This window comes from Mesorhizobium sp. WSM3868 (genome assembly GCF_002294785.1).
Taxonomy (GTDB): domain Bacteria; phylum Pseudomonadota; class Alphaproteobacteria; order Rhizobiales; family Rhizobiaceae; genus Mesorhizobium.
On sequence record NZ_NSGB01000028.1, the window covers coordinates 17,206 to 29,942 of the forward strand.

The window sequence follows — 12,737 nt, forward strand, 5'->3', positions numbered from 1 at the left end:
AAGCCGGTTTTCGGATCGGATCATGCGGAAAGACAAAGGACTCTAGTATGGCCACGCCCCTCGTTGTCTCGGACGTCGCAAAGAGCTTCACCATGCATCTGCGCGACGGCGTCACGCTGCCGGTGGTGGCGGGCGTTTCCTTTTCCATCCGCGCCGGCGAATGCGCCGTGCTTGGCGGTCCGTCCGGCGTCGGCAAAAGCTCGATCCTGAAGATGCTCTACGGCAACTACGCCGTCGATGAAGGCCAGATCATCGTCCAGCACGCGGGCGGGCTGATCGATGTCGCCTCCGCCAACCCGCGCGCTGTGCTAGCCATACGCCGGCAAACGATCGGCTATGTCAGCCAGTTCCTGCGCACCGTGCCGCGCGTACCGGCACTCGACGTCGTTGCCGAGCCGCTGGTCGAGCGTGGCGCGGACCGGGAGGCCGCGCGCGACAAGGCACGCGAGCTTCTTTCGCAGCTCAATCTGCCGGAAAAGCTCTGGGCGCTGCCGCCCGCGACCTTCTCCGGCGGCGAGCAGCAGCGCGTCAACATCGCGCGCGGCTTCATCACCGAGCATCCGATCCTGCTGCTCGACGAGCCCACCGCCTCGCTCGACGCGAAGAACCGAGATGTCGTGGTCGAGCTCATCGCCGGCAAGAAGGCGGCGGGCGTCGCCCTGCTCGGCATCTTCCATGATCAGGACGTTCGTGATGCGGTGGCCGACCGCATCATCGACGTCACCGCCTTCGCCGCAGGCAGGGTCGCCGCATGAGCAAACTTTCGGAGGCGCCGCTCGTCCATCCGACGGCACAGGTCGAAAACTCGACGCTCGGCCGTTGGACCGAGATCGCCGAGCGCAGCCGCGTTTCTGAAAGCGAGCTCGGCGACTATTCCTACATGATGCAGGACTGCGCCGCATGGTGTTCAACCATCGGCAAGTTCTCCAACATCGCGGCGAGCGTGCGCCTCAACGCCACCAACCACCCGACCTGGCGGCCGACGCTGCACCACTTCACTTATCGCGCCTCCGACTATTGGGACGACGCCGAACATGAAAGCGAGTTCTTCGCCGAGCGCCGCGCCAAGCGCGTCACCATCGGCCACGACACGTGGCTCGGCCATGGCTCGACCATCCTGCCCGGCGTGACCGTCGGCGACGGCGCGGCCGTCGGCGCCGGCGCCGTGGTGTCGAAGGATGTCGCGCCATACACCATCGTTGCCGGCGTGCCGGCAAAGCCGATCCGCGAGCGCTTCGACCGCCGCACGGCCGAGCGCTACCAGGTGCTTGCCTGGTGGGACTGGGACCATGCCCGGTTGCGCGCAGCGCTCGACGATTTCCGCGAGCTCTCGGCAGAGGCTTTCCTGGAGAAGTATGGCGGCTAACGATTGTGAATGGGCAGCAGTGAATGGCAGCAAGGAGAGAACCATTCATCGGTTGCCTGTGGGTCGTAACAAAACTGACATCGATCCGACACCCCAGCTTCATCGGCCTGCGCTAGCGAGGGTTAACAGACCTGCAAAACCGCGACGGACTGGAGCTTTGGTATGTCGGCATCATCGGCCACGCTGGAAATCCGCGGCATAACCCGACGATTTGGCAAGAACACCGCCGTCAGCGATATCAACGTCTCGATCCCGCAGGGCCAGATGGTCGGCATCATCGGCCGTTCCGGCGCCGGCAAGTCGACGTTGTTGCGCATGATCAACCGTCTGATCGATCCCAGCCAGGGATCGATTTTTTTCGATGGCGCCGAGGTCTCGCGCCTGCAGGGCTCGCCGCTGCGCCGCTGGCAGCGCGACTGCGCCATGATCTTCCAGCAGTTCAACCTGGTGCCGCGCCTCGATGTGCTCACCAACGTGCTGCTCGGCCGCCTCAACCACCGCTCCACGCTGTCCAACCTGCTCGGCATGTTCTCGCGCACCGAATGCGCCGAGGCGGTCGCCGCGCTCGAGCGCCTCGACATCGCCCGCACTGCGCTGCAGCCGGCGGGCACGCTCTCCGGCGGCCAGCAGCAGCGCGTGGCCATCGCGCGCGCCATGATGCAGCAGCCGAAGGTGCTTTTGGCCGACGAGCCGATCGCCTCGCTTGATCCGCTGAACGCCAAGGTGGTGATGGATTCGCTGCGCGACATCAATTTGCGCGAAGGCATCACCGTCGTCACCAACCTGCACACGCTGGACACCGCCCGCGCCTACTGCAACCGCATCATCGGCATGGCCGCCGGCAAGGTCGTCTTCGACGGCGCGCCCGAGGACCTCGACCGCGACGCCGTGCGCACCGTCTACGGCGCCGATGCCAACGGCGTCGAGATTTCCGAGGCCATCACGTCGACCAGCGTCAGCATCAAGCCGAAGATCACCGCATCCGCCGGCCCGCTCGAACCAGCCTTCCCCGGCTACTGAGTCCAGCGCCCCGGCCGAAGCGGTTCCGGGCAGATTTTGGATTTCGGCAAGAGCAACCTGGATCGCCCGCCCGCGTCAAAGGCTGAACTCAAAAATTCGAACGCTGCCGGCGCGAAGCCGGCAAAAACAGGAGAGAGGTCAAATGTTCAGGAAAATGGTTTTTGGCGCCGTGTCGATACTGGCCATGGCCGCAAGCGCAGCGCATGCCGCCGACATCAAAGAGTTCCGCGTCGGTATCCTCGGCGGCGAGAACGAAACCGACCGCCTGCGCAACTACCAGTGCCTTGCCGACCACCTGAAGGCCGAATTCGGCTTCGAGAAGGTGTCGCTGTTCCCGGCCGCCGACTATGACGGCGTCATCCAGGGCCTGCTCGGCGGCACGCTCGACTTCGCCGAGCTCGGCGCGTCCGGCTACGCCAGCGTCTATCTCAAGGACCCGAACGCCGTCACTCCGATCCTCACCACCAAGCAGACCGACGGCTCGACCGGTTACTATTCGATCGGCCTGGCGCTGAAGACTTCCGGCATCACCGACATCAAGTCGGCCAAGGGCAAGAAGCTCGGCTATGCCGACCCGGATTCGACCTCGGGCTATCTGATCCCGCTGACCCAGATTCCGAAGGACACCGGCGCCTCCAACGAGACCTACTTCGCCTCGACCCAGTTCAACGGCGGCCATGAGAACAACATCCTCGCCGTCCGTGACGGCAAGGTCGACGTGGCGGTGGACGATTCTTCGGGCATCGGCGATTTCAAGAACGGCTACACCTCCGGCACCTTCCACAAGGAAGTCGCCAAGGGCGCCGTCGACCCGAACGACTTCGTCGAGGTGTGGCGCTCGGGCCTGATCCCGAACGGTCCGCTGGTCGTGCGCACCGCGCTCGGCACTGAGATGACCGCCAAGCTCGCCGACTTCTTCACCCAGCTGCCGACCAAGGACAAGCCTTGCTTCGAAGGCGTCGAGGGCGGCGACTTCACCGGCTACGTGCCGGTCAAGCCTGACTTCTACAACGTCATCATCGAAGCCCGCAAAGCCGCCATCGGCGGCTGACGGCATCGGGAAAAAGGGCGGCGCGGTGAGGCGCCGCCCTTTTTGCATGCTCCAATTATGACAACTTCGGCGACGATCCACTCCGAAGCGACAAGGCAGCAGGCCGATGCCTGGCGGCGCCAGACCTCGCTTCGCCGCTTCTACACCGCGCTCGGCGTCGGCCTGCTGCTGGTCGCCATGTGTGCCACCATGTGGTTTGCCGATGAAGCCAATGCGGGCCATTTCTTCGAGCGGCTGCCGCATATCCTCGACTTCCTGAGCTGGCTGATCCCGAAGGACTGGAACGACGTCTGGCGGGCGCTGTTCAACATCGCCTCGCCGCATGACAAGGGCACGCAGGAATTCAACTTCCCGCTCGGCCGCGTCTATATCTGGGGCGGCTTCTACATCCCCGAATATTTCGAGCTGATGCTGACCACCGTCAACGTGGCGCTGGTCTCGACCTTCATCGGCTTCGTCTTCGCGGTTCCCTTCTCCTTCATCGCCGCGCGCAACCTGACGCCGAGCCCGATCCTGCGGCTGATGGTCAAGCGTCTGATGGAATTGCTGCGCGCCTTTCCGGAGATCGTGATTGCCGGCCTGTTCGCGGCCATCGTCTCGATTGGGCCGGTCGCCGCCATCATCGCCATCGGCCTGCATTCGATCGGCGCGTTGGGCAAGCTGTTCTACGAGATCAACGAGAACATCGACATGCGCCCCGAAGAGGGCCTGCGCGCGGTCGGCGCCAACTGGATCGAGCGGGTGCGCTTCGCCGACCTGCCGCAGGTCCTGCCCAACTTCATGTCCTACACGCTGCTCAGAATCGAGATCAATGTGCGCATCTCGACCATCATGGGCGCGGTCGGCGGCGGCGGCATCGGCGAGGAGCTGAAGCTTTCAATCTCACGCGGCTTCGGCGCCAAGACGCTGGCGCTGGTGCTGCTGCTCTTCGTCACCATCTTCCTCGTCGACCAGTTCTCCGCCTGGCTGCGCCGCAGGCTGGTTGGTGAGCAAGCCTTCCCGATGAGCGCGTGACATGGCAACGATGACAGCCGACGAAATCAGAGCGATCGAGGAACGCTTTCCGCAGGTATTCCGGCGGCCTCTCTACAAGCGCTTCTGGCCGCTGCTCCTCATCGCCGGCACCGCGCTTTATCTCGCCTATGCCCTGTGGTTCTTCAGCCTGCCGCAGGTGCTGCGCGAGTCCCACTGGGAGCGCCTGCCGCTCTTCCTGTCGCAATGGATCAGCTACGACCTGCAGCCCGAATTCCGCCTCGACCAGCCGGAGATCACGCCGAAATATCCGCGGTTCTCCGCACTTGGCGAAAACCCCAATCCGGATTGGGTGATCAGGAATTCCGACCGCACCTACACCGTGCAGATCGACGGCGAGGCCAAATCCGTCACCTTCGACAAGACCAGGGCGACGATCGTCGCATATGGCGAGACCATTCCAATCTCGCTCACCGGCGGCAAGCCGGTGGTGACTGGCCCGGTGCCGGACTGGGTCACCGTCCATGATGACGAAATCGTCGCCAAGATGGGCTTCGTCGGCGAGGTGCGCGTCACCGTCGACCGCGTCAAGGTGCGCAAGCGCTTCCTCGGCTGGGCGAACTTCGTCTTCGACACGCGCTCGCCCTTCTTCGGCAAATCGGCCGGCGAGGTGTTCTCGCTGATCATCTCGGGACCGGAGCTTAAGCCCGGCACATCGAACCTTGCCTTGGCCGCCGACAACATCTGGAACAACGCGCAGTGGCAGCATGGCGACGTCTGGACGAAGCTGCTGCAGACCATCGTCATGGCGTTTTTGGGGACGCTGCTCGGCGGCATCGTCGCCTTCCCGCTCTCCTTCTTCGCCGCCCGCAACATTACGCCGAGCGGCTTGCTCAGCCAGGTGCTGAAGCGGTTCTTCGATTTCATGCGCTCGGTCGACATGCTGATCTGGGCGCTGTTCTTCACCCGCGCCTTCGGCCCCGGCCCGCTGGCCGGCAGCGCCGCGATCTTCTTCGCCGAGATCGGAACGCTCGGCAAAACCTATTCCGAGGCGCTGGAAAACATCGACGACAAGCCGCGCGAAGGCGTGCTCTCGACCGGCGCCAACGGCCTGCTTGTGCAGCGCTACGGCGTGCTGCCGGAAGTGGTGCCGATCTTCATCAGCCAGACGCTCTACCAGTGGGAATCGAACACCCGCGGCGCCACCATCATCGGCGCCGTCGGCGCCGGCGGCATCGGCCTGAAGCTGTGGGAAGCCATGCGCACCAATTCGAACTGGGCCAACGTCTTCTACATGGTGCTGCTGACGCTGTTCGTCGTCTTCGTCTTCGACAACATCTCGAATTTCCTGCGCCGAAGGCTCAGCCGTACGCTGCACGACTACAACCGACTGCAGGCAGCGCGGGGTTAACCTTGTGATCCATAGCGCGGGCGCGCCAAGGGTCGACCCCCACTCCGTCGAGCTACGCTCGACACCTCTCCCCCGATCGACGGGGTAGAGGAAAGGCGCAAAGCTGTCCGAGCCGACGCCTGTCCTCCTAGGCCGAGGCTTTCTTCCTCTCCCGAGCCACGAGGCTCCCTTTCCTCTCCCTCCGGAGGGGGGAGAGGTGGCTCGGCGAAGCCGAGACGGATTGGGGGAACCACTAGGCAATCGCCGCGAACGCAAACAGAAAATGGACAAGGCGAAATCATCGTCTCGCCTTGCGCCAAGGGTCGCCGACGCAGGTCTCCTTTGCGTCACTATCGATCAGGGCGCCCTACGCCGCCTTCCTCCACCCATCCCTGATATGCCTGTACCCTTCGCGATACACCGCCTCCGGGCTTTCGGCGAAATCCCGCCACACCTTCGTCGCCGCCGCCAGATCCTTCAGCGAGCGACCGAAGGACTCGATGGTCAGCCAGTCGTCATAGCCGCTCTTGCGGATCGCGGCGAAGGTTTCCTTCCAGGGAATATTACCCCGCCCCGGCACGCCGCGGTCGTTTTCCGAGATGTGGATGTGGACGACGTTCCGGCGATTGCGCGTATAGGCGCCGATCGGATCGACCTCCTCGATATTGGCGTGAAAGGTGTCGTACATCGCCTTGATGTGCGGGCGGTCGATCGCGTCGACATGCTCGGAAAGGTCGTCCATCGTGTTGACCAGATAGCATTCGAAGCGGTTCAGCGCTTCGAGCCCGATGGTGACGTCCCTCTTGCCGGCATGATCGCCAATGGCCCGCTGCGAGGCGACCGAGCGCTTCTTCTCGGCCGCTGTCGGCCCGCTCCCGGAAAAGGCGCCCAGCGTGGAATGCAGCGGCCCGCTCAGCCTGTCCGCGCCGAGCGCCGCGCTGCAGTCGATCGCCCATTTCATGTAATCGATGCCGGCCTTGCGCGTCGCGGTATCCGCAGAGATCAGGTTCATCGCCGGGTCGCCCATCGCCGAGACCGCGGTGCGCTCCAGTCCGATACGATCGAGCATCTCGCCGAGCCTCTGGTAGTCATCCGGTTCGCCCGCGAAGACCGGTATCTCGACGCCGTCGAAGCCGGTTGCCTTGATGTCCTTCAGCAGCGCCTCGTGCTTTTTCGAGACGCTCGTCGTCCACAAGAACATGCACATGCCGATTTTCATCGACACCCCTCCTCTGCGGCCAACCACTTGCGCTAGCGGGTCATAATCCCCCTCATCCGGCCCGTGCCGTCGCCGAGCCCGCCTTTATAGCCTCGTCCACGCCCCGTTCTTCTTCGAAGACTTCACGCACGCCTCGATGAAGGCCATGCCTTCGACGCCGTCCGCGATCGTCGGGAAGGCGACATCCTTGGCAAGCTTGCCGCCCTTTTTTCGGGCCGCGCGGATGGCGCGGGCCGCTTCCTGGTAGATATTGGCGAAGCCTTCGAGATAGCCCTCCGGATGGCCGGAGGGCACGCGGCTGACGCGCGCCGCTACCGGCATCGCGCCGGCGCCCGCCCGGGTCAGCAATTGCTTCGGCTGGCCGAAGGGCGTGTACCAAAGATAGTTCGGGTCGGCCTGGACCCATTCGAGCCCGCCCTTCGAGCCGTAGATGCGCAGCTTCAGCCCGTTCTCGTGGCCGGGCGCCACCTGGCTCGCCCAGATCATGCCCTTGGCCGGATGCTTGTTGCCGACCGGCTTGAAGCGCAACAGCACATTGACGTTGTCGTCGAGCTGGCGTCCCGGCACGAAGGCGTCGAGGTCGGCCGAAAGGGAATCGAGCTCCAGCCCCGAGACGAAGCGGGCGAGGTTGTAGGCGTGCGTGCCAATGTCGCCGAGCGCGCCGCCGGCGCCGGCCTGCTTGGGGTCGGAGCGCCATGAGGCCTGCTTCTGACCGGTCGCGGCTAGGTCTTCGGTCAGCCAGTCCTGCGGATATTCCGACTGCACGATGCGGATGTCGCCGAGCATGCCCTTGGCCACCATCTCGCGCGCCTGCCGCACCATCGGATAGGCTGTGTAGTTGTGGGTGAGCACGAACACCTTTCCAGCCTTCTCGACCAGTGCGGCAAGCTTCTTCGCCTCGGCGAGAGAGGTCGCGAGCGGCTTGTCGCAGATGACGTGGATACCCGCCTCGAGGAAGGCTTTGGCCGCCGGCACATGCACATTGTTGGGCGTGACGATCGCCACTGCCTCGATGCCGTCCGGGCGTTTGGCTTCGGCCTTGGCCATCTCGGCATAGGAGCCGTAGCTGCGTGACGGATCGAGCCCGAGTTCTTCGGCCGAGGCCTTCGCGCGCGCCGGGTCCGACGACAGCGCGCCGGCCACCAGCACGAAGTCGTTGTCCATGCGCGCCGCAATCCGGTGCACCGCGCCGATGAAAGCGCCCTGCCCGCCGCCGACCATGCCGTAGCGGATCGGGCCGCCTCCCGTCTCCGATTTCGATGCGCCGACCATGCTTTCGTTCTCCCTCATGTTGGTTAGCTCCCCCTTGAGGGGAGGTCGATCCGCACAGCGGATCGGGTGGGGTCGCCGGGCGTGGATCTCGGCATAAACCGACCCAGCCCGGCCCTTTGGGCCACTCTCCCCTCGAGGGGAGGATAAAGGTGCTAAATCCCCATCATCGCGCGCAGCAGCTTCTTGTCGCTGGTGCCGCCGGCGAAATCATCAAAGGCCCTTTCGGTGACCCGGATGATATGATGCTGGATGAAGGGTGCGCCTTCGGCCGCGCCGTCCTCGGGATGCTTGAGGCAGCATTCCCATTCCAGCACCGCCCAGGAATCGTAGTTGTACTGGGTGAGCTTGGAGAAGATGCCGCTGAAATCGACCTGCCCGTCGCCGAGTGAACGGAAACGCCCGGCACGGTTCACCCAGCCCTGATAGCCCGAATAGACGCCTTGCCGCCCCGTCGGGTTGAACTCGGCATCCTTGACGTGGAAGGCCTTGATCCGCTCGTGGTAGAGGTCGATGAACTCGAGATAGTCGAGCTGCTGCAACAAAAAGTGCGACGGGTCGTAATTGATGTTGCAGCGCTTGTGGCCGCCTACCGCGTCGAGGAACATCTCGAAGGTCGCGCCGTCGAATACGTCCTCGCCTGGATGGATCTCGTAGCCGATATCGACGCCGTTCTCATCATAGACGTCGAGGATCGGCTTCCAGCGCTTGCCCAGCTCGGCAAACGCCTCCTCGATCAGCCCAGGCGGCCGCTGCGGCCACGGATAGAGGTATGGGAAAGCGAGCGCGCCGCTGAAGCTCACCGACGCCTTGAGGCCGAGATTCTTCGATGCCTTGGCGCCGAATTCCATCTGCTCGACCGCCCATTTCTGCCGAGCCTTCGGATTGTTGTGCACCTCTGGCGGCGCAAACCCGTCGAACTGCGCGTCGTAAGCTGGATGCACCGCCACCAATTGCCCCTGCAGGTGCGTCGACAGCTCGGTAATCTCGACGCCGGCTTCAGTGCAGATGCCCTTCACCTCGTCGCAATAGGTTTTCGACGACGCCGCCTTTTTCAGGTCGAACAGCCGTCCGTCCCAGGTCGGGATCTGTACGCCTTTGTAGCCGAGCCCGGCCGCCCATTTGGTGATCGAGGCCAGCGAATTGAACGGCGCGGCGTCGCCCGCGAACTGCGCCAGAAACAGGCCGGGCCCCTTCATCGTCGTCGGCATCGGCATCCTCCCTCTCTCGTTTTCATGGACCAAGCATAGCGCCGATTGAAGCGAGGGCCAGCCTCTTCGACCGTTCGTCTCGGCGCCGACAAGCAGCGGCATTCTGGTATTACCAAATACGGCTGTTTGGTCAAGCGGCCAGAAACAGTTGGAATGCGAGCCGCACGATTGCCGAAAGGCATCTTAATCTTTTCAAATCAAAGCATTGACTGATAAGTTGAGCCCAATAGGCGGTCTCCTTGCCGTTACTGTGAATTTGCTGTAGAGGTTCTGTCAGGCCCAATTGGTCGAACCAGTTTCGAGAAAAAACACTGGAACGCCGTGGGGAGGAGATCATGCGACGGGCTCGGTGGAGAACGCCGCGAAAAACGTGACAGGCGAATTCTGGGAAGGATAGACCATGCACCTTTCGACGCACAACTGGATGCGGGCGGAGCCGCTGGAGGTGACGCTGAAGCGCATCAAGAAGTTCGGCTATGAGTCGATCGAGATTTCCGGCGAGCCCGAGCAGTACAAGACCAAGGAAACGCGCGCGCTCCTGAAGGAGCACGGCATACGTTGCTGGGGTTCGGTGACGCTGATGCTGGGCGAACGCAACCTTGCCGCCAAGAACCAGGGCCAGCGCGAGCGATCGGTACAATATGTCAAGGACGTGCTGACCATGGTGAGCGAGCTTGACGGCGAGATCATCACGCTGGTTCCCGCCACCGTCGGCAAGGTGGTGCCCGACGGCACCGAGGCGGAAGAGTGGGGCTGGGTGGTGGACGCCACGCGCGAATGCTTCGCGCATGCCAAGAAGGTCGGCGTCAAGATCGCCGTCGAGCCGCTCAACCGTTTCGAGACCTACCTCTTCAATCGTGGTGCCCAGGCGCTCGCGCTCGCGGATGCGGTGAGCCCGGAATGCGGCGTCTGCCTCGACGCCTACCACATCCATATGGAGGAATTTAACGTCTATGACGCCATCCGCCAGGTCGGCAAGCGCCTCTACGACTTCCATGTCGCCGACAACAACCGCTTTGCCGCGGGTCTCGGCCAGATCGACTGGCCGAAGATCGTCGGCACGCTGAAGGAGATCGGCTATGACGGCGCGCTGACCAACGAGTTCGTCGCGCCGGTCGACCGCACGCCGGCCGCCCCTTATCCGGAGATGGTGGAGCGCAACCCGGTCGACATCTCGCCCGAGCAGCTCAAATTCATCCAGGATCACGGCTCCAGCGTGCTCACCGAGAAGTTCTACACCGATCAGATGCGCATCACCGCCGAAACGCTGCTGCCGCTGATCAAGTAGAGGGTCCGATTGGAGCTTAGCCCTACCGTCCTGGCCGGGCGGCGGGTCCGGGGATCAAGATGCGTATAAAAAGCGTCCAGGCCTGGTGGGTTCGCATACCGATCGAAGTCGCAAAGCAGCATCGCAGCGACTTCGGTCAGGTGACGACGTTCGACGCCGCCATCCTGCGCGTCGAGACCGACGACGGCCTGGTCGGCTGGGGCGAGGGCAAGAACGCCGCCGGCAGCGCCGGCAGCTATGGCGCGCTGGTCCACATGCTGAACCACGAAATTGCGCCGCAGCTCATCGGCCGTGATCCGGCCGATATCGGCATCATCTGGGAGATGCTCTACAACGGCGTGCGACACCACACGGCGGCCCATGCCGGCCATGCCATGCCCCAGCTGGCGCGGCGCGGCATGAGCGTGGCGGCGATCAGCGCCGTCGACATCGCGCTTTGGGACATCCTCGGCAAGTCGCTGGGGCAGCCGGTCTGGCGGCTGCTCGGCGGCCGCAAGGTCGAGCGCATGCAGGCCTATGCCTCGGGCGGCTGGGCGCCAGCCGATACCATCGGCGACCAGCTCAAATCCTATATCGCCAAAGGCGGCTTCAAGGCGCTGAAGATGCGCATCGGCGCCATGGACGGCACGCCGCATATCTCGGCCGCGCGCGTCCGCGCCGCCAGGGAAGCGATCGGTCCCGATGTCGAACTTATGGTGGACGCGCACGGCACCTACACCGTCGCCGAGGCCAAGCGCTTCATCAGCCTCACCGCCGATCTCGATCTGGCCTGGTTCGAGGAGCCGGTGATCGCCGACGACAAGTCCGGTATGGCCGAGGTGCGCGCGTCCGGTTCGACCCCGATCGCCACCGGCGAGAGCGAGGCGACGCGCTACGCCTTCCGCGATCTGGCCGTGTTGAAATCGGCCGACATCTTCCAGCCTGATCCCGCCTTCTGCGGCGGCATCAGCGAGGCGATGAAGATCGGCACCATCGCCAGCGCCTTTAACCTGCGCTTCGCGCCGCATCTGTGGGCCGGCGCGCCCTGCTTCTTCGCCGGACTGCATGTCTGCGCGGCTTCCCCCGCGGCCTTCATCGTCGAGTATTCGCTGGGCGCCAATCCGATGATCCACGATCTCGTCGAGGAGACTGTCGAAGCAAAGGACGGTATGATAGCGATCCCTGAAAAGCCCGGATTGGGTTTCACCGTTTCGGAGCGATTCCTGGAGGCCCACGCGCTACGCATTTGACGATGAAAGAAAAGAACCTTCTTGCGGAACTCGCCGCCTATCTGTTCTCCAACTCGGACAAGGAGTCGGGCCGCACGCCGTCGGAGCGCGAGCTGGCGGAGCATTTCGCCGTCAGCCGCGGCCAGATCCGCGAGGCGCTTGCCATCCTCGAAGCGATGCGCATCGTCGAGCGCCGCGCCAAGTCCGGCATCTATATCGATACCAAACAGGCAAGCGTGGAAGCGTTAGCGCTTTTCGCCCGCGCGGGCCTGCCGCTCGATCCGGTGCAGATCTACGAGACCGTCGAGCTGCGCAAGATCCACGAGATCAAGGCGGCCGAGCTTGCCTGCTCACGCGCCACCGAGGAGAATTTCGAGCGGCTCCGCGAGATCCTGAAGGCTTCCGAGGAGCGCATCGCCGCCGGCGAAGGCCTCGCCAAGGAAGACCGCGAGTTCCACCTCGAGATCGTGCGAGCGACCAAGAACGGCGTCTTTCACAACATCTGCAGCGTCTACTACCTGATGGGCGAGCAGCGCCTGCCGATCTATTTCAACGATCTGGAGCGCAGCATGCGCTCGCATGCCGAACACATCCAGATCTACGAGGCGCTGTTGCGCCGCGACGGCAACCTCGCCCAGGCGCTGATGAGTGCGCACCTGCAAGGCGCCGAGAGCTACTGGAAGGGGATCATCGAAGGTCGCTGGACCGAGCCGAAAAGCGCGGCGCTCGAAAGGGCCTGAGCT

At 63.8% G+C, this 12,737-nt stretch carries 12 protein-coding genes; 9 read left to right on the plus strand and 3 right to left on the minus strand.

All coding sequences use genetic code 11. The annotated features are described in order from the left end of the window. The first annotated feature begins 47 nt into the window (after window positions 1-47). From phnL to phnE (CK221_RS28330), 6 genes are all read left to right on the plus strand, one after another. Window positions 48-755 carry a phosphonate C-P lyase system protein PhnL gene (gene phnL, locus CK221_RS28305; protein WP_095780109.1) on the plus strand — a complete coding sequence of 236 codons (708 nt, stop codon included), beginning with the start codon at window positions 48-50 and terminating at the stop codon, window positions 753-755. Continuing rightward, on the plus strand, window positions 752-1,366 hold the full coding sequence (locus CK221_RS28310) for a DapH/DapD/GlmU-related protein (RefSeq protein WP_095780110.1): 615 nt from the start codon (window positions 752-754) through the stop codon (window positions 1,364-1,366). The genes phnL and CK221_RS28310 overlap by 4 nt, the downstream gene beginning before the upstream one ends. A gap of 162 nt (window positions 1,367-1,528) precedes the next feature. Next, the gene (gene phnC / locus CK221_RS28315; RefSeq protein ID WP_095780111.1) at window positions 1,529-2,386 is read left to right on the plus strand and encodes a phosphonate ABC transporter ATP-binding protein; all 858 of its coding nucleotides are present in this window, start codon (window positions 1,529-1,531) and stop codon (window positions 2,384-2,386) included. A gap of 142 nt (window positions 2,387-2,528) precedes the next feature. Next, window positions 2,529-3,437, plus strand: coding sequence for a phosphonate ABC transporter substrate-binding protein (phnD, locus tag CK221_RS28320; protein ID WP_067004158.1), 909 nt, complete (start codon window positions 2,529-2,531; stop codon window positions 3,435-3,437). 57 nt (window positions 3,438-3,494) lie between these two features. Then, entirely contained in the window at window positions 3,495-4,451 is a 957-nt protein-coding gene (gene phnE / locus CK221_RS28325; protein WP_095780112.1) for a phosphonate ABC transporter, permease protein PhnE, read from the plus strand. A 1-nt stretch (window position 4,452) separates the two neighbouring features. After that, window positions 4,453-5,820, plus strand: coding sequence for a phosphonate ABC transporter, permease protein PhnE (gene phnE / locus CK221_RS28330; RefSeq protein ID WP_067004162.1), 1,368 nt, complete (start codon window positions 4,453-4,455; stop codon window positions 5,818-5,820). 346 nt (window positions 5,821-6,166) lie between these two features. Here the strand turns inward: phnE (CK221_RS28330) and CK221_RS28335 are convergent, their stop codons facing one another. The 3 genes from CK221_RS28335 to CK221_RS28345 form a co-directional block, all read right to left on the minus strand. Continuing rightward, complete coding sequence (locus tag CK221_RS28335) at window positions 6,167-7,018, minus strand: sugar phosphate isomerase/epimerase (RefSeq protein WP_066990444.1); 852 nt, start codon at window positions 7,016-7,018, stop codon at window positions 6,167-6,169. Window positions 7,019-7,102: 84 nt separating this feature from the next. Then, the gene (locus CK221_RS28340) at window positions 7,103-8,290 is read right to left on the minus strand and encodes a Gfo/Idh/MocA family oxidoreductase (RefSeq protein ID WP_095780126.1); all 1,188 of its coding nucleotides are present in this window, start codon (window positions 8,288-8,290) and stop codon (window positions 7,103-7,105) included. Window positions 8,291-8,442: 152 nt separating this feature from the next. Further along, entirely contained in the window at window positions 8,443-9,498 is a 1,056-nt protein-coding gene (locus CK221_RS28345; protein ID WP_095780127.1) for a sugar phosphate isomerase/epimerase, read from the minus strand. 400 nt (window positions 9,499-9,898) lie between these two features. Between CK221_RS28345 and CK221_RS28350 the strand changes: the two genes are divergently transcribed. The 3 genes from CK221_RS28350 to CK221_RS28360 are packed head-to-tail and all read left to right on the plus strand — an operon-like array spanning window position 9,899 to window position 12,734. Continuing rightward, window positions 9,899-10,786, plus strand: coding sequence for a sugar phosphate isomerase/epimerase (locus tag CK221_RS28350; RefSeq protein ID WP_066989944.1), 888 nt, complete (start codon window positions 9,899-9,901; stop codon window positions 10,784-10,786). A gap of 59 nt (window positions 10,787-10,845) precedes the next feature. Next, entirely contained in the window at window positions 10,846-12,015 is a 1,170-nt protein-coding gene (locus CK221_RS28355) for a mandelate racemase/muconate lactonizing enzyme family protein (RefSeq protein WP_095780113.1), read from the plus strand. A 2-nt stretch (window positions 12,016-12,017) separates the two neighbouring features. Beyond that, the gene (locus CK221_RS28360; RefSeq protein WP_067318961.1) at window positions 12,018-12,734 is read left to right on the plus strand and encodes a FadR/GntR family transcriptional regulator; all 717 of its coding nucleotides are present in this window, start codon (window positions 12,018-12,020) and stop codon (window positions 12,732-12,734) included. Window positions 12,735-12,737: the final 3 nt, after the last annotated feature.

Coding starts and splice junctions, on each gene's coding strand:
- CK221_RS28335 (WP_066990444.1), bottom strand. CDS start 7,018: ATGAAAATCGGCATGTGCATGTTCTTGTGGACGACGAGCGTCTCGAAA.
- CK221_RS28350 (WP_066989944.1), top strand. CDS start 9,899: ATGCACCTTTCGACGCACAACTGGATGCGGGCGGAGCCGCTGGAGGTG.
- CK221_RS28310 (WP_095780110.1), top strand. CDS start 752: ATGAGCAAACTTTCGGAGGCGCCGCTCGTCCATCCGACGGCACAGGTC.
- CK221_RS28360 (WP_067318961.1), top strand. CDS start 12,018: ATGAAAGAAAAGAACCTTCTTGCGGAACTCGCCGCCTATCTGTTCTCC.
- phnD (WP_067004158.1), top strand. CDS start 2,529: ATGTTCAGGAAAATGGTTTTTGGCGCCGTGTCGATACTGGCCATGGCC.
- CK221_RS28345 (WP_095780127.1), bottom strand. CDS start 9,498: ATGCCGACGACGATGAAGGGGCCCGGCCTGTTTCTGGCGCAGTTCGCG.
- phnE (WP_095780112.1), top strand. CDS start 3,495: ATGACAACTTCGGCGACGATCCACTCCGAAGCGACAAGGCAGCAGGCC.
- CK221_RS28355 (WP_095780113.1), top strand. CDS start 10,846: ATGCGTATAAAAAGCGTCCAGGCCTGGTGGGTTCGCATACCGATCGAA.
- CK221_RS28340 (WP_095780126.1), bottom strand. CDS start 8,290: ATGGTCGGCGCATCGAAATCGGAGACGGGAGGCGGCCCGATCCGCTAC.
- phnC (WP_095780111.1), top strand. CDS start 1,529: ATGTCGGCATCATCGGCCACGCTGGAAATCCGCGGCATAACCCGACGA.
- phnE (WP_067004162.1), top strand. CDS start 4,453: ATGGCAACGATGACAGCCGACGAAATCAGAGCGATCGAGGAACGCTTT.
- phnL (WP_095780109.1), top strand. CDS start 48: ATGGCCACGCCCCTCGTTGTCTCGGACGTCGCAAAGAGCTTCACCATG.